This window comes from Leuconostoc sp. DB-1, from assembly GCF_013414845.1.
In the GTDB taxonomy this organism is placed as follows: Bacteria; Bacillota; Bacilli; order Lactobacillales; family Lactobacillaceae; genus Leuconostoc; species Leuconostoc mesenteroides.
The window spans coordinates 474,909-492,847 of the sequence record NZ_JABFNJ010000001.1; the positions used below are offsets into that span (position 1 = coordinate 474,909).

The 17,939-nt window shown below is 38.3% G+C and carries 13 protein-coding genes and 1 pseudogene; all 14 read left to right on the forward strand.

Features of this window, described 5'->3' with window-relative positions:
* The first annotated feature begins 33 nt into the window (after positions 1–33).
* The 14 genes and pseudogenes from HFP47_RS02265 (at position 34) to HFP47_RS10510 (ending at position 17,852) form a co-directional block, all read left to right on the forward strand.
* Positions 34–1,205: pseudogene (locus HFP47_RS02265) on the forward strand (exonuclease SbcCD subunit D).
* Positions 1,195–3,558, forward strand: a complete 2,364-nt coding sequence (locus HFP47_RS02270; RefSeq protein WP_179875965.1) for an AAA family ATPase — start codon at positions 1,195–1,197, stop codon at positions 3,556–3,558. Before HFP47_RS02265 ends, HFP47_RS02270 begins: the two are co-directional and overlap by 11 nt.
* Before the next feature lie 27 nt (positions 3,559–3,585).
* On the forward strand, positions 3,586–4,536 hold the full coding sequence (locus HFP47_RS02275; RefSeq protein WP_025267931.1) for a 3'-5' exoribonuclease YhaM family protein: 951 nt from the start codon (positions 3,586–3,588) through the stop codon (positions 4,534–4,536).
* A 419-nt stretch (positions 4,537–4,955) separates the two neighbouring features.
* The gene (locus HFP47_RS02280) at positions 4,956–6,245 is read left to right on the forward strand and encodes an alkaline phosphatase family protein (protein WP_042252927.1); all 1,290 of its coding nucleotides are present in this window, start codon (positions 4,956–4,958) and stop codon (positions 6,243–6,245) included.
* 36 nt (positions 6,246–6,281) lie between these two features.
* Positions 6,282–7,595: a folylpolyglutamate synthase/dihydrofolate synthase family protein gene (locus HFP47_RS02285; RefSeq protein ID WP_153245357.1), complete on the forward strand. Its 1,314-nt coding sequence runs from the start codon at positions 6,282–6,284 to the stop codon at positions 7,593–7,595.
* A gap of 148 nt (positions 7,596–7,743) precedes the next feature.
* Positions 7,744–8,841, forward strand: coding sequence for a tRNA-dihydrouridine synthase (locus HFP47_RS02290; RefSeq protein ID WP_042252928.1), 1,098 nt, complete (start codon positions 7,744–7,746; stop codon positions 8,839–8,841).
* A gap of 56 nt (positions 8,842–8,897) precedes the next feature.
* Positions 8,898–10,370, forward strand: a complete 1,473-nt coding sequence (murE, locus tag HFP47_RS02295) for a UDP-N-acetylmuramyl-tripeptide synthetase (RefSeq protein WP_014324511.1) — start codon at positions 8,898–8,900, stop codon at positions 10,368–10,370.
* A gap of 107 nt (positions 10,371–10,477) precedes the next feature.
* Positions 10,478–11,488, forward strand: coding sequence for a lipoate--protein ligase (locus HFP47_RS02300; protein WP_179875966.1), 1,011 nt, complete (start codon positions 10,478–10,480; stop codon positions 11,486–11,488).
* Positions 11,481–12,617: a thiamine pyrophosphate-dependent dehydrogenase E1 component subunit alpha gene (locus HFP47_RS02305; protein WP_014324512.1), complete on the forward strand. Its 1,137-nt coding sequence runs from the start codon at positions 11,481–11,483 to the stop codon at positions 12,615–12,617. Before HFP47_RS02300 ends, HFP47_RS02305 begins: the two co-directional genes overlap by 8 nt.
* A 1-nt stretch (position 12,618) precedes the next feature.
* A complete protein-coding gene (locus tag HFP47_RS02310; RefSeq protein ID WP_042252933.1) occupies positions 12,619–13,599 on the forward strand; it encodes an alpha-ketoacid dehydrogenase subunit beta in 981 nt (326 codons plus the stop codon).
* Complete coding sequence (locus HFP47_RS02315; RefSeq protein WP_042252935.1) at positions 13,592–14,881, forward strand: dihydrolipoamide acetyltransferase family protein; 1,290 nt, start codon at positions 13,592–13,594, stop codon at positions 14,879–14,881. Before HFP47_RS02310 ends, HFP47_RS02315 begins: the two co-directional genes overlap by 8 nt.
* A gap of 2 nt (positions 14,882–14,883) precedes the next feature.
* The gene (lpdA, locus tag HFP47_RS02320; protein WP_179875967.1) at positions 14,884–16,293 is read left to right on the forward strand and encodes a dihydrolipoyl dehydrogenase; all 1,410 of its coding nucleotides are present in this window, start codon (positions 14,884–14,886) and stop codon (positions 16,291–16,293) included.
* A 48-nt stretch (positions 16,294–16,341) separates the two neighbouring features.
* Complete coding sequence (locus tag HFP47_RS02325; protein WP_042252938.1) at positions 16,342–17,133, forward strand: alpha/beta fold hydrolase; 792 nt, start codon at positions 16,342–16,344, stop codon at positions 17,131–17,133.
* A 149-nt stretch (positions 17,134–17,282) separates the two neighbouring features.
* Positions 17,283–17,852, forward strand: coding sequence for a hypothetical protein (locus tag HFP47_RS10510; RefSeq protein WP_257229685.1), 570 nt, complete (start codon positions 17,283–17,285; stop codon positions 17,850–17,852).
* Positions 17,853–17,939 lie beyond the last annotated feature (87 nt).

Genomic DNA, 17,939 nt, shown 5'->3' on the forward strand with positions numbered 1-17,939 from the left:
TCTATACGAACAAATATTCGCTTAGGAGATTATATGAAATTTATTCATGCAGGTGATGTGCATCTTGGCAATCCTTTTTCTGGTCTGGATAAACAGTTGCCATTTACTCTAAAAAAACAGTTCAAACAGCAACAATTAAGGCATTTGAGCAATTAATTGATGATGCTATTTCTGCTGAGGTCGATTTTGTCTTATTCCCAGGAGATTTATATAATTCAGCGGAGAATAGTCCATTTATTCAAGAAGTAGTGAGCAAACAATTCAAACGACTTTCAGATGTGAACATTGATGTTTTTTTAAGTTTTGGGAATCATGACTTTGAAGCAGATACGAGAAATCATCTGCCCTGGCCAAACAATATCCATGTTTTTCATCAAGAAGTAGAAACAAAAATTAAAATACTTCATTCTGGAGAAAAAGTTGCGCTGACGGGCTTTAGTTACCAAACCCAACGTCAAACTGAAAAAATCATTGATGATTTTCCTAGCAAGGGAGATACTGACTATCAAATAGGCTTGTATCATGGTGCACTTGGTGTGGCTGGTGATCCTTATGCTCCTTTTTCCTTGAGTGATATGTTGCAAAAGAACTATGATTATTGGGCTTTGGGTCACATTCATATACGTCAGACGCTAAATGAGCAGCCGTTTATTGGTTATTCTGGTGTTTTACAGGGCTTAAATCGTAAAGAAACCGGGGACAAAGGCTATTACTTGGTTCACTCTGAGAATCAACGTTTAATTCCAGAATTTAAAAATATTGCACCAATTAATTGGAATAGTACGACGATTTCGTCAATGACAGATGAGACTGACCTAATTGATCAAATTATCAGTCTCAAAAATGACAAAATAACTTTTTGGTCAATCACTATAACTGCTCAGATTGATGCAACCATTATTGAAAGAATTAATAGCGGTGTGACATTAGACAAACTACGTGATCAATTACCAACTAACATGTGGGTCGTTCGTTTAAGTGTTGCTAATGCTAGACAATTATCATTAGTTTCTGACAATATTGATCAACAATACTGGACGGGGGCGCTTGACAAGGTGTTTGAAGAGTCTAACATAACTGATTACTTGCCAAGTCAAGTTCCTGTATTTATTCGTGAGCATTTCATGAGTGATGATGGTCAGGAAGAACTTCAAAATGCTATGGAACAATTAATCGCAGAAAGGCGACAAAACAATGAAGATTAAACGCTTAGAAATTAGCGGATTTGGCCGTTGGTCGCAAGAAGCTTTTGATTTATCGGATGGTTTGCAGGTTATTTTCGGACAAAATGAGTCGGGAAAAACAACCCTAAGAGCATTTATTGTAGGTGTCTTGTTTGGCTTTCCAACGAAAAAAAATGGTCATAATGTTTACGATACAAAGGACGGAAGCCAATACGGTGGTAGCCTAATTTTAGAAACCGATGAGGGTGATGTCAAAATTACGCGTTTGAATCGTACCAAAACAACTTTGACAATTACACGCTTAATTAATCAAACGGAAATTATTGATCCAGAAAAGTGGTTGAAACAAAAATTATCGCCACTTACAAGAGAAGCATTTGACGATATTTTTAATTTTAACCAAGAAGACCTAACCCGAATATCTCAAATCAAATCAGTGGATTTTCAAAAGTTGCTACTAAATATTGGTGCTGTAGGGAGCACCGGTTGGTTAGATGTCATGGCTGAATTTGATAAGTCTGCTGATAAACTATTTGCTCCGCGGGCAAATAAAAGGCCTTTAAATATTGCCATTAAAGAATATGAAAATGCCACGGAAGAATTACATCAAAAAAGTGCTGAATTAGATGACTTTATGTTGGCAGAACAAGTACTAACTGATTTAGAAAGTGAGCAACATGAGCAAGAAGAAAAAATTCTTACTGCTAGTCAACAACTACAAGAAACACAACAGTTAGTACAACAATACCAATTGTTTGAATCAGCTAAAAAAATAGAAATCGAAAATGTACCCTCTGTTGATGAAAAGCAGGTCGTGCAAGCACGACGATTACAAATTGAAATTGACTCTTTGAATGATAATATTTTGCGGCATAATGAAGCGTTAAAAAATATTGAAGTGCCTCATGAAGTGAGTGATGACAACACCGACCAAATGGTTTTGACAAAAGCACAAGTAGCGCAACGAAATTTAGCAGTGAATACTGAGAAGCGAACTAATTTGCTAAAGCAGAAGGAACAAATTGAAGCTCAGTTTGAGGGGGATGTGCCGAAAGGATTAACAGACAGTGAATTGCAAAGTTTATCCTCTTCAAATGTGTATTTGCTGTCAACTGGTGCGTTAATTTTAATCTTATTCGTTAGTATTTTTATAATGCACTGGCCTGCCCTGTGGATGGTTATTTTGTCACTAATTGTAACCGCAGGTCTCTTCTATAAGCGACAGAAGAAAAATCAAATACGCCAAATGATTCAAAAGGCTTACAGCCCCCTTAATATACAAAACATTAAGAAGATACAGCCTGAGGTGGATCAATATGAACAACAAAAAATGGATATTCAAAGCTTAAATGAACAAATTGAAGGCCAATATGACAGTCTTATTCAAATGATACAGCCAATTGCATTGAAGCTTGATATTCAGATTCTTTCAGATTCGTTAGAATTAACCATTGCGCAATTAATAAGTGTTCAACAACAAGAAAGTCTTTCAGAGCAAAGTAAGCGAAGTATGTATGTGCAACAGCAAAATCAAATTGTCACTGAAATACAACAACAACAGGAAAAGTTGTCTGAGAAGTTGAACGAACAGAAAACAATTTTTAAAGAATATCATGTCACAGATTTGCACGAACTGCAAAACACATTAGATCAATATAATAAAAATGAACAATTAAAGCAGCGCTATCAAGATATCATGAACCAAATTGATGAAAGTACGAGCCAAGAACTGTTAAAGTATGATAATGAAACTCAACTGCTTGAACAGAAGGAAAAACAACAAAAACACTTAACGATACTACAAAAACATGCCTTTGAATTGCAGAGCGACATTGCACATTATAAAGCTCAGCAAGAGCAAAGAACTAGTAACGATCAGTTCATGATGTTACAACAAGATCTTGCTAACCAAAAAACAGAACTGACACAACAATTTGGCGAATATTTAGCAAAAAAAATGAGCGTAAAATGGATAAATCAAGCCTTGCAAGATGCATCTCAAAATCGCTTTCCAAAGATGCAGCAGTTAGCAACGGACTATTTTCAAAAACTGACAGCCGGTCGATATGTAAACATTCAATTCGATAAAAATACGTTGCAGGTCGTGAGAAATGATCGACAAAAGTTTAGTGTAGTAGAATTATCTACCGGGACGCAAGAACAACTATATGTGGCTTTTCGTTTAGCGTTAAGCCAAGTTATTAAGGATATTATTAATATGCCTATTCTAGTAGATGATGGCTTTGTTAATTTTGATTTAAGTCGCAAACAAAATGTTATAGCATTATTAACTGATATTGGACGGAATCAGCAAGTTATCTATTGGACAGCTGCTATTCATAACGAACACTTCGACAAAGTGATAGAATTATAACTAATTAAGCTGGTAAGGGGCCATGAGATGAACAAATTATTAGCAGAGTATCAAGATACAGAGCATATTGATAATTTTGCATTAATCAAAGCTGCAGAGGTACGTTTAACGAAAACAGGGAAAACTTATATCAGTATACTGTTTTCGGATCGCTCAGGAGATCTGCCTGGTAATCTTTGGGATGCTACTGATGAACAAATTAAGACTTTGATTCCTGGGAAAGTTGTTAGCTTACAAGGCGTTAGGGGATCATATCGTGATCAGCCTCAGATACAAATTACTCACGTCAGACTAACTGAAGCTGGGGAACCTGATAGTCCTTCAGATTTTATGACTCATGCGCCAGTTAAAGAAGCCGAAATGAGCGAAGAACTTAGTGATTTTATCTTGTCAATTGCTAATCCTACCTGGAATCGATTAGTTAGAAAGTTATTTACGCAATATAATGATTTGTTTTTAAAATATCCTGCCGCAAAGATGAATCATCACGCATTTGGAGGCGGACTGGCTTTTCACTCTTTGTCGATTGCTAAACTAGCAAAAAATCTTGTTTTACAATATCCGCAACTTAATCAGGATTTGCTGATTTCTGGTGCCTTGCTGCATGACTTGGGGAAAGTGATCGAACTTTCTGGACCAATTGCTACACAATATACATTGGCAGGAAACTTAATTGGCCATATTACGTTAATTGATGAGCAAATCGTTTTGGCAGCAAATGAGTTACATTTTGATTTGCAGAGTGAAGAAATGATTATTTTACGTCATGTGGTTCTAGCACATCATGGTTTGCTAGAGTTTGGATCGCCCGTTCGTCCGGCACTAATGGAAGCAGAAGTTCTCCATCAACTTGATGAGCTGGATGCGGGGATTCAAATGATGACGGGGGCTTTAGAAAAAACAAATTCAGGATCATTTTCCGATAAAGTATTTGGCTTAGACAATCGGAAGTTTTACAAAACAGAAGAGGATTTTTAACTGAAAAATTAGTAGCGTACCCCACTATAAACGTTTGAATAAGAAAAAAGCAAAGGCACAAAATCCGATTTGGATAATCAACACTGTGCTGACAAATGCAAGTAAGTGAACATCATTCAGACGAAATGACACATAAATTAGTAATAATAAAACTGAAAAAATGATGATATAAAACCCTGGCATAAATTTCTCCTTATTTATTGTGATCCTATTTTAAATTATTATAAGGTGCAATAGTTATATGAATTTTAAATGATCATAAGACGTCTATCACTTGAGTTTTAATTGTCTATTTAGTAATGAATTTAAGTTAAAGTATAGTACTCAAATACTAATGTTATATTTTTGAACGTCTCTCATATCAGTGCTACAATAAATGAAATATAAATATTTGTAATTTGACGAGAAGGAAGAAACTCATGACTATTAAAAACCCGTTAGTAATTGTATCTTTTGATGCTATGGGTGCTGAAGATATTGCAGAGCACATTGATTTGATGCCTAATGTTGCTGCTTTAATCGCTCGGGGAACCCATGTAAAAAAAGTTGAAGGCATTTATCCAACGCTAACTTATCCTTCACATACAACTATTATGACTGGTGTTTATCCCGCCAAGCATGGTATTGTAAACAATACAAAAATCCAGCCGGAGTTAGGGGATTCACCAGACTGGTTTTGGTACGCGCGGGACATCAAGACACCAACTTTATTTGATTTGGCACACAACAAGGGATTAAAAACAGCCGCTTTTTTATGGCCGGTTTCAGCCAAAGCGCCAATTACATGGAATATCGCTGAAATTTTTCCTAACCGAATTTGGACCAACCAATATTTTGTGTCGTTTCATGCTAGTTCACCCTATTTTTTATTTGATATGAATAGAAAATTTGGTAAGTTTCGAAAAGGAATTGCACAACCACAGTTAGACCAATTTATTACAAAAGCCGCAGCAGACACAATTAAACACAAGAAGCCAGATATGACAGCTATTCATCTAGTTGATATGGATTCGCATCGTCACAAATATGGGGTGCGTTCTAAGCAAGCTTATGAGGCTTTAAAAAGATTAGATGGCAACCTTGGTGATATTATTCAAGCGACGAAAGATGCAGGTGCTTTTGAGCAAACCAATTTCGTTGTTTTAGGTGATCATTTTCAAATTGACGTTGCAAATATGATCCATTTAAACAAGTTATTTGCCATTAATGATTGGCTCACTGTAACTGACAAAGGGCTGATTGCAAATGATTGGCGAGTGTTAGCCAAAACAACTGATGGGTCTACGTATATTTATATAAAAGATCTTTCATTAGTGGATGAGGTGCGTGCTGTTGTACAGCAAGTACCTGGTATCGAAATGATTTATACTTCTGCAGATATTATCAAGTGGCACATTGATCCAGAAGCCACTTTTATTGTTGAAGCGCAAAACGGTTTTTTCTTTACAGATGAAGTTGATCGGCCAGTAGTTGTGGAACCCACAGATGAGAAGGAATTAGGTCAAAGCGATCGCTATAAAGCAGTACATGGATTCAGACCGGATAAAGTAGGCTATCAGACTACCCTTGTGATGGCCGGACCAGATATTGCGCATGGCACAATTGAAGAAGCGAGCTTAGTAGATGAAGCGCCCACTATGGCACAATTACTTGATGTGGAATTCGAAAACGTCTTAGACGGTATACCGCTCACCAAAGCGTTTAAATGAAAATATCTTTTTTGGAGATTGATTGTGGATAAAAAAATGGATAAAAGCGAGTTAAAAGTTACAACGCGCTACAAGACAGTGTTAAAAAGTCTGGACAACACATGGCGTATTCTTGATGAAGGTAGGGTAGCTGTACTAAAAGAGGTGTTGATGTGGTTAGGGCATCCTGACAAATCGTTAAAAATTATCCATATTGCTGGGACTAATGGTAAAGGGTCAACAGGCACAATGTTGGGATCAATTTTAAAGGCCAATGGATACACCTATGGTCATTTTTCAAGTCCTTCTATCATGGACGATCGTGAACAAATTCGTATTAATGGGGAAATGATATCCAAAAGTGATTTTTTAAAATATTATGATCAATTAGTCGTTCTTTTTAAACATCACAATGTGCCACTTTATTATTTATCTTATTTTGAGTATTTTACGATTATTTCATTGCTGGCATTTGTTGACAAAAAAGTGAATTTGGTTATTTTTGAAACGGGGTTAGGTGGCCTTTGGGATGCCACTAATGCGATTGAGCCACCAATGTTAACTGTTTTTACTAAAATTAGCATTGACCATCAAAATTTGTTGGGACATAATATCGCCGAAATTGCTGAAAACAAGGCTGCTATTATCAAACCGGGTACATGGGTAATCGACTATCCGGGACAAGATATTGAAGCCAAAAAGGTATTAAAAGCGCGAACAGAAAAAGTTGGCGCACGTTGGTTCGAACATAAGCGAGATGAAATCATTATAGCTAATACCTCACCATCTGGTCTTGATTTGATTATTAATGGCAAGAGCGGTTATTTCTTAAGTATGGCGGGTGCTTTTCAGGTTCATAATTTCAGTATCGTATTGAAAACGAAAGCGGCATTGATCGAAAAAGGATATCAATTTGATACCGAAAAGACTCGTAATGGCATTGCTAATGTAAAAATGTTGGGACGGATGAATTATCATGCTGATAAAAACATTTTGTTTGATGCTGCTCATAATGTTGATGGCATTCAGGGATTAGTCTCTGCATTAAATTCTTGGCATTTAAAAATTAAGCCGACTTTGATTCTAGGTGTTCTCAAGGACAAAGATTATCATGAGATGTTGGATGAAATTATACCATTTGTTCAGCGCGTCATTACCGTCACACCGAATAACAAAACACGAGCGTTATCTGCAGACGAATTGGCAACTGATATCTTATCGAACTATCCAAGTATTGAGGTTGAGATTGCTAATGATGCTTCGGCAGCCATCTCACTTGCAATGCGTGTTCGTGAGTCTTCTCAGGCATTGATTGTCGTTACTGGATCATTCTACACTTTAAGTGCGATTCATAGGGAGGGGCGTATTTAGAGCCATTTCAAAAATGATGATGCTTAGTAGCAGATCAAATTGATCATTTATTCACTTTTTTAGGTTGTTAATATTTTGTGAAAATGTCTTTCTCATGTTAAAATGGGAGAGATATTTTTATGAGTATGAAACTTTATGAGGCAAAATAATGTCAGAATTAAAACCAAATTTTTTCTGGGACGAAGTCATTGAAAAAGTACAAAATAATCACGAGAGCAAACAACCTTTTTTTAGTATGGCACCAATGGAAGCCGTAACTGATACTGTTTTTAGACGTGTTGTCGCCAAAGCAGCGGCACCGGATGTTTATTATACTGAGTTTACCAATGCTAGTTCGATGGTTCATCCTAAAGCTAAGTTTTCTGTTCAGGGTCGCTTAGCAGTCGCTGAAGGCGAACAACAGCCCGTGGCACAGATATGGGGATCAAGACCCAAAGAAATAGCTGGGTCAATAGAGGTTTTAGCAGGCATGGGCTATCAGGCTGTTGATATTAATATGGGTTGCCCAGATGGCACAGTGATTAAAAATAGTTCTGGATCTGATTTGATCAGGCATCCTGATTTAGCTGAAGAAATTATTGTTGCCGCTCAAAGCGGTAGTTTGCCGGTTTCAGTAAAAACGCGGCTTGGGTTTTATAAACCAGAAGAATTTAGAGAGTGGTTACCAATTATTTTACGGCATCAGGTAGCAGTTCTGACTGTCCATCTACGGTCTCGTAAAGAGATGTCTAAAGCACCAGCTCATTATGAACATATTGATGAAATACTGGCAATGCGTGATGAAATAGCACCCAACACATTAATCCAAATTAATGGTGATATTAAAACTAGAGCACAGGGAATAGCATTAGTCCAAGAGCACCCAGGTATTGATGGGATTATGATTGGTCGAGGGATTTTTGAAAATCCGTATGCTTTTGAAAAGGAATCGCGCCAACATACACTAGAAGAATCAATTGCGTTGTTGAATCTACAATTAGACTTATTTGATAAAGTTAGTGAAACGGTAACAACGAAACACTTTGAGGCTTTGAAAAGATACTTTAAAATTTATTTGCGTGGATTCGCCCATGCTTCAGCATTACGTCAAATGTTGATGGATACACATACAACGACTGAGGTTCGAGAAATTTTAACCCGGGAATTAGCCAAGGTCTATGCTGCAGTGGCTGACGATAAGCATATCTACCGTGACAATGCTGCTGCCAGTGCTGATATGGCCTTGTCAGTGAATAAGCAAAAATAAGAAGGCATTTGAAAGTTTGTGCGACTATTGCACAGCTTTTTTAGTATAATGAAATTATGAGATTAACAACTGAAACAATTCAAAATTTATTAGTGGACCATAATCTATTATTAGATGCACCAGACGTTGATATGACGTTTGATTTCTTACACTATGATACCCGAGAAGTACAAAAAAATACTTTATTTGTTATTAAGGGCGCCTTCAAAAGGGCTTACTTGGATAATGTACATGGTATTACAGGATTAATTACAGAAACAAAAATTGATGTTGATTTACCGCAGTGGCAAGTAACGAATGTTCAAAAGGCTTTATCCTTGTTATCAATGGCTTTTTTTGACTATCCGCAGGAGCAGCTATGGATTGGTGCTTTTACAGGTACCAAAGGTAAAACGACTGCTGCTTATTTTGCCTATACAATGCTGAAAGAGGCAACTAATAATCATACAGCCTTATTTTCTACAGTTGATCGCATTACTGGTCCGCAAGCATCCGACAAGAAAAAGTCTGATTTAACAACACCTGAGTCATATGAATTGTTTAAAGATATGCGTCAAGTTGTTGATAATGGTATGACTCACCTTGTGATGGAGGTGAGTTCACAAGCATATCTTAAAAATCGTGTTTATGGACTACGCTATGATGTGGGCGCCTTCTTGAATATCTCCCCAGATCATATTGGCCCTAATGAGCACCCAACATTTGAAGATTATTTGGCACACAAGTTGATGTTACTAGATCACTCAGATGAGGTGATTGTCAACGCTGAAACAGACCATTTTGATACTATTTACACCTATGCTAAAAAAACACATCATAAGGTCTACACATACAGCCGTCAAATGTTTACTTCTGAAGAAAGTGCCATTCATGAAAGTAGGTTCACTGTTGTTAAGAGTGAATTCAACGAAATGCTTGGTTCGTATCGTTTAAATGTTCCAGGAGACTTCAATGAGTCAAACGCAATGGCAGCAATGATGTTGGTTTCTTTTGCTGGTGTTAAGCATCAAGCCATGGTAAAAGGATTAGATGAAGTGTTTATTCCCGGCCGGATGCTTAGTTTGCCAATTAATGGACATGGGGTTGCTTTTGTTGATTATGCTCATAATTTTGTCTCCATGCAGGCCTTACTTAGCTTTGCGCAGGCCCAGTATCCAAATGGTAGAGTGCTTGTTGTAGTTGGCTCCCCAGGTAATAAAGGTGTTTCGAGACGTGCTGATTTTGGACACGTAGTGAGCGATTTGGCTGATGTAGTTTATTTAACCGCTGATGATCCACAATTTGAAAACCCATTGGATATTGCACATGAGATTGCTGCGCATATCAATAATGATAAATTAGAGGTGCATTATGAAATGAATCGTATTGCAGCCATTCATGAAGCAATTTCTGCTGCAAATGAAAATGATATTGTTATTGTTGCTGGCAAGGGTGAAGATCCTTATCAAAAAATAGATGGTGTTGATGTGCCTTACATTGGCGATTACGCCGTTGTAAAACAATTTAGAGATCAGATAAAGAACCCGTAAGGGTTCTTTTTTGCGCTGTAAACTTTAAAATGTATCCTTTTTTTTGGTCAAACTAGTGGTACAATGAAGTTGTAGAGTGTAAGCGGTTACAATAAGGAGCTGATAATATGCAATTTATTAATTACTTTAATCAAGATGCCTATACCAACATCGCCATGGATGCTTGGTTACTGAAAAATTTAAAACCAAAAAAGCCGGTTTTTGCATTATGGCAGAACAAAAAAGCAGTGATTATTGGTGAAAATCAAAACACCTTTTCGGAGGTAAATCAGGCGTATATAGAGTCACAAAATGTTCAAGTTGTTCGTCGTGTTTCAGGAGGAGGCGCAGTTTATCATGATTTAGGAAACATTTGTTTTACATTTTTTGTTCCAGTTGCTACTAGTGCTAGTGTTGATTTTCATCAATTTGTTAAACCAATGGCGGATGCTTTGGAGTCACTTGGTATACATGTTGATATCTCCGGACGAAATGATTTAGAGATTGCGGGGAAAAAGGTTTCTGGGAATGCACAGAGATATGCCGGTGGCTATCTAATGCATCATGGCACACTGCTCTGGGAAACTGATGTGGATGCTATGGTACGTTCTCTTAATGTGGCTGACGAAAAGTTCATATCTAAGGCGGCTAAATCAGTTCGTGCTCGTGTTGGCAATATCAAAGACTATGCGCCTGAAGGGTTAACAATTAGTACATTTATTGATCAGTTGAAATACTATTTAACAGATGAGGGCAAAGATACGGAATATGTGTTGAGTGAAGCACAAAAGGCTTCTATCAAAAAGCTGCGCGATGAAAAGTTTTCACAGTGGGCCTGGAATTACGGAAAAAGCCCACAGTTTATGTATAACAATCATGCTAAATATGATGGTGGTGCAATTGATGTACAAATCGATGTTAAAAATGGTGATATTACAGATATAAACTTTACAGGAGACTTTTTAGGGGTTAGAGATTGGCGTGAAATAAAATCAGAATTAATCGGTATTCCATTTACTCGCGATGCAATTGCCGAAGTACTTGACAGAAATAAAGATGGTCAATACTTTGGCAGCATCACAAATGATGAGCTTTTAGAAACATTCTTTCAGAAAGATGAGGTAAAAATAAATGGCTGACATAACAGCAACAAATAAGCAAGTACTTGACTTTAATCATCAGCTTACTGCACAAGCAGATAGTTTCCCAACATTAAGTGTATTAGACAATACTGGAAAAATTGTTGATGATGAAGCTTTCGAGCGTGCTGAGTTATCTAATGAAGACTTAATCAATATTATAAAACGCATGATTTTAAGTCGGCAGTTAGATATTCGTTCAACAAAACTAGCTAAGCAGGGGCGGTTTGGATTTTTTGCACCAACAGCTGGTCAAGAAGCCTCACAGATGGCCTCCTCTTATGCTTTTAATGATGATGACTGGCTAATGCCGGGTTATCGTGACATCCCCCAAATTGTTGTGAAGGGATGGCCAATTTGGAAAGCGATTTTGTGGTCACGTGGGCATGTTTTAGGTAATGTATATACTACTGAAGACGACAAACCAGTAAATTCGTGGATGCCACAAATTATCATTGGTGCTCAGTATGTGGAGGCGGCCGGCATTGCGTTAGGGTTGAAGAAACGTGGAAAAAACGCGGTCGTGTATGCTTATACAGGTGATGGTGGTACATCACAAGGCGATTTTTATGAGGGCATAAATTTCGCCGGAGCGTATAACGCTAATGCAGTGTTCTTCGTTCAGAACAATGGTTACGCTATTTCTACACCACGCGCTTTGCAAACAGCAGCACCGCATTTAGCTGCAAAAGGTTGGGCGGCTGGATTACCAAGTCTGGTAGTGGACGGGAACGACCCAATCGCTGTTTATTTGGCTTCTAAAGAGGCTCGTGCATGGGCGGCAAACGGCAATGGCCCTGTGCTGATTGAAACGATTACTAATCGTTTGGAGGCTCATTCGACAGCTGGAGATGATCCGCTACGTTACCGAACGAAAGATGATATTGGAGAATGGTGGAAAAAAGAACCGCTTATTCGCATGCGCAAGTTATTGCAGGATCAGGGTATTTGGAACGAAGAACAAGAAGACGATTATGTAAAAGAAGTCAATCAACTGATTGATGACCAAATTAAGATTGCAGATAGTGTCGAGAAACAAAAAATTTCTAACTTTATTAAAAATACACTCGAAGTCCCAAGTCAAGCAATGAAAGAGCAAATAGCTAAGTTTGAAAGCGAGGGAAAGTAACATGGCTGTGAAAAGTTATATCGATGCCATCCGTGAAGCGATGGACTTGGCATTGGAAAAAGATGATGATGTGATTATCTTTGGTGAAGACGTTGGAAAAAATGGTGGTGTTTTCCGTGCCACTGATGGTCTTCAAGCTAAATACGGCGAAGATCGTGTGTTTAATACGCCTTTAGCAGAATCAGGTATAGGTGGCATGGCAATTGGTTTGACTACTCAAGATTATCGACCAATTATGGAAATTCAATTCTTTGGCTTTTTGTTTGAAGTAATGGATTCGATAGCAGGTCAAATGGCACGAAATCGTTTCCGGTTTAATGGTACGCGTAACATGCCAATTGTTGTCCGTTCGCCTTATGGTGGCGGAACTAAAACACCAGAAATGCATGCTGATAATTTAGAGGGCATGGTAGCACAAATTCCTGGTATCCGAGTTGTGATGCCGGCAAATCCTGCTGACGCAAAGGGGTTGCTACTAAGTTCTATTGCGTCCAATGATCCAGTTGTATTTCTAGAAAATTTACATTTGTATAGATCATTGAAAGGTGAAGTGCCGGAAGGATACTACACGACACCATTAGATAAAGCTGCGATTGCACGCGAAGGAGATGATGTATCAATCATTTCGTATGGCGGTGGTGTTCCTGTTGCCTTGAAGGCAGCTGAGGAATTATCTAAGAACGGTATTTCAGCTGAGGTGCTAGATCTTCGTACAGTTTCACCATTAGATATTCAATCAATCGGAGAAACCGTTGCTAAAACAGGTCGTGTGGTTGTTGTGCAAGAAGCGCAGCGAATGGCAGGTATTGGCGCTGCTATTATGAGTGAAATTTCTGAACGATTTATTTTGAGTTTAAAAGCACCTATCGGTCGAGTAGCTGCACCAGACTCTGTTTATCCATTTGGACAAGCAGAAAACGATTGGATGATTAAGTCTGACGATGTTGTGGCCAAAGTAGTGGAGGTTGTAAATTATGACTGAGATTTTTAAGATGCCAGATATTGGCGAAGGTATGGCGGAGGGAGATATTACGTCTTGGCTGGTTAAAGTTGGTGATACGATAGCGGCTGATGATCCAGTCGCAGAAGTACAAAATGATAAATTAATGCAAGAAATTTTGTCTCCGTATGGTGGTAAAGTTACAAAACTTTTTGTTGACGCCGGAACAACAGTTGAGGTTGGCGATCCATTAATTGAGTTTGATGGAGACGGCAGCAGTGAAAATGACTCTGATAACGGTCATGTAGCGCAACCAAGTACTTCTTCGAACGTAGTGGAGACAGAGCAAAGCACCCCAAAAAACACAGCTCCTAAGGAAACTAGCACTGTTCAAGTAGCAAACGGTCATGTGCTGGCAATGCCATCAGTACGTCATTTGGCTCATGAGAAAAATATAGATTTAACACAAGTACCAGCTACTGGTCGCCATGGTCATGTTACATTATCAGACGTTGAAAATTTCCAGGGATCAGACAATTCAGCACCCACTCAAACGCAAACATCAACCACATCTCAAACAGAGTCGTCTGCAGCTGTTCATGAGGAACCAGCATTACCATTGCGTGAAGGGCGTCAACCAATGGCACCAGTACGTAAAGCGATAGCTAGAGCGATGGATAGGCAAGCAGCTATTCCAACAGTAACGAATTTTGATTCTGTTGATGTTAGAAAATTGGTTGGCCACCGTAAGGCGTTTAAGGAAATGGCTCGAGATGACAAAGGCATACGTTTAACATACCTAGCCTATGCTGTTAAAGCGTTGGCAGCTGTAGCTAAGAAATTCCCAGAATTAAATGCTAGTGTTGACATGAAGGCGCAAGAAATTGTTTATCACGATGATGTTAACATGGGTATCGCTGTGGATGCGCCAACTGGGTTGTTTGTGCCAGTCATTAAGAATGCAGATCGAAAGTCTATTTTCACAATTGCGCAAGAAATAACTGATCTTGCTGAAGCAGTTCGTGATGGATCAATTACACCTGCCCAAATGCAGGGCGGAACAATCACAATTTCTAACCTTGGTTCGGCCCGAGGTACTTGGTTTACACCAATTATTAACGGTAAAGAAGTAGCAATATTGGGATTAGGTTCGATCTTAAAGGAACCGATTGTCAATGACGATGGAGAGCTAGCCGTGGGACAAAACATGAAATTATCATTGACCTATGATCATCGTTTGATTGATGGCATGCTAGGACAATCGGCCCTTAATTATTTGAAGCAGCTATTGTCTGACCCAGCCTATATGTTGATGGAGGTGTAATTATGGTTGTTGGTGCACAAGCACGTGAAATTGATACAGTAGTCATTGGATCTGGTCCTGGTGGTTATGTTGCTGCTATTCGGGCTGCTGAGCTTGGACAAAAAGTTGTTATTATCGAGCGTGATAATATTGGTGGTGTGTGCTTAAATATTGGTTGTATTCCATCAAAGGCATTAATTAATGTGGGTCATAGATACCGTGAAGCAACTGAGGAGACTCCGTTTGGATTACTCACTTCTGGAGCCACACTTGACTGGCAAAAGACACAAGATTGGAAACAAAATAAGGTGGTACACACGCTAACTTCTGGTGTAGAGATGCTATTAAAAAAGCATCATGTTGAAATTATTAAAGGAGAGGCAGTGTTCAATGACAACGAGACCTTGAATGTTTTACAAGAGGATGGTCATGAACTATTGCAGTTTAACAATGCAATAATTGCTACAGGTTCGAGGCCAATTGAAATTACAACTATTCCGTTTGGTGGACGCATCGTTGATTCTACTGGTGCTTTAGGTTTTACTGAAATACCAAAAAGATTAATTATTGTTGGTGGTGGCGTTATTGGATCTGAGATTGGCGGTGCCTATGCTAATTTAGGAGCGCAAGTAACCATTATTGAGGGTTTGGATCACACACTGAACGGTTTTGATGCAGAAATGACGAAACCAGTATTAGATGATTTTAAAGCTCATGGTGGTACGGTTGTGACATCCGCAATAGCTAAGGAAGCAACACAGACTGTTAAGGAAGTGACGTTGACCTACGAGGCAGACGGTAAGGAGCAAAGTATTACGGGCGATTATCTCTTAGTAGCTGTGGGACGTCGTGCCAATACAGACGGTTTGGGATTGAACAATACCGATATCAAAGTAGACAGCAAAGGCTTGATTACAACAAGCGATACAATGAAAACGAGTGTACCGCATATATATGCCATTGGAGACGTTGTCGCAGGTCCGCAGTTGGCTCATAAAGCTAGTTTTGAAGGAAAAATAGCTGCTGCAGCCATCGCAGAAGATGCGCAGGCGCGTGATTTACATTATTCACTACCTTCTGTAGCCTATACGCAGTATGAATTAGCAACAACTGGTGAAACGCCTGAGTCAGTCAAAGTAAATCATTTGGAAGCAAAAATTTCAAAGTTCCCGTTTGCCGGTAATGGTCGAGCCATTTCTATGGATCAAGCTGTTGGTTTTGTACGGCTGATTAGTGATAAGAGTAGTAATGCCTTAATTGGCGCACAGATTGTTGGTCCCTCTGCATCAGACCTGATTTCCGAGCTGTCCTTAGCGATTGAAAATGGTTTGACAACGAAGGATATTTCATTGACAATACATCCACATCCGACACTCGGTGAAGCAATTATGGATGCAGCTGAGTTAGCCGATGGGCTACCAATCCATATTTAAGTACAAAGTTGTGATGAGTTTAAGAATTGAAGATGTTGGGGGTAAACAATGTCAACATTTATAACAAATGATGACGTAAAACTGAATTACAATATATACGGCGACGGGCAACCAATTATTTTAGTTGCAGGTTATTCAGGCAATCAGGCTACGTGGGCGGCACAAATAGAACCGCTTAAACAGGCTGGGTTTCAGGTGATTACTTATGATCGTCGCAATCATGGTGAAAGTCAAACGGTTGATTATGGCATGCGTATGTCAAGACATGGGCAAGATTTAGCCGAGTTGATCGCAGCGCTTCATCTCAATCAAGTAATTCTTGTAGGACATTCAATGGGTGCAAGTACAATTTGGTCCTATTTGTCGCTGTATGGCGAAGCAGATGTCAAAGCTATTATTACGGAAGATCAAATTCCCAAGATTTTAAGGGATGAAACTTGGTCTCTGGGGATTTTTAATGCAGATATAACAATGATATGGACGGCGGCAGAAAAGTTGCCACATACTAAATTAACACATGCTAAAATTTCAAGTGACATCAAACGTAAACTTGCAGCGGCTTATCATCCCTTTAACTTTAAATATAATGAACCGTTATTAGTAAACAGTTTTATCGAAGATTGGCGTGACATTGTGAAACGTGAACGCGTACCACATTTATTCTTGGCGGGTAAACATTCTCCGTTATGGCCAGCTGACCACGTTTATGATTTGAAGGATATGTCTACATTCGGTGAAGAACACATATTTGAAGAAGCGGGACATATTCCACATATTGAAGAACCAGAAAATTTCAATCAAGTGACCATCAACTTTTTAAAACGCATCGATGATTATTAGACTGATAATAACAGATTATGACATTAATTTGTTTTAATGGTAACATGAGATTGTTCGGGTTACGTACTATAAATAGTACTAGCTTGTGCTTTCTTTTTTATGTCTAAAATAAAATTTATAATATCCCTGAAGTTCGTGAGAGAATACTTATGAAGAAAATAAAATTAAATACACTTTTTAAATGGGCAGTCGCCTTGTTTATTTACAATCTCGTTGCCAAAATAATCATTTACTTTGCTCAAAAAACGTTACCAGACTTTTATCGAGTTGATACGAGTAGTTTAGCTTCACTGACCGACTCAGCTTCAAAATACTTAGAATCTTTATTCGGAATAATTGCGGTTTATATTGTCCTCTGGTTTATGTTCGCAGGTATTGTATTATACTTTCTTCGGCGTTCGTGGGGAGAAAAAAGCGAAAAGCATTTTACCAGGCAGTTGTTGTCTTACAAATTACATACTTCAATCGCGGCATTTATTATTTTGATGATCCCGTTAGTTGAATTTGGTTTAAAAGTGCCATTTGCTCAATATCTTGCATTACCCAAAACTTTTGTTGATATGGTGAGTGGATTTTGGGCAAATACAATTTTCACAGCGTGTTATCTTGTACTGATTTTATTGTTAATTAAATTCAGACACATTAGTTATTTTGCGATTTATCAAGATTATTCCTTATTGAACGCTATCAAGATATCTGCAAGAGAAGGCATGGCCTAGTTATTCTTAAAATCAATAATTCGTTTGGTGGTAGCAAGTGGCATTGGTTTTGCGTTATTATATTTTTTGCAGCTATTTGCTGATACT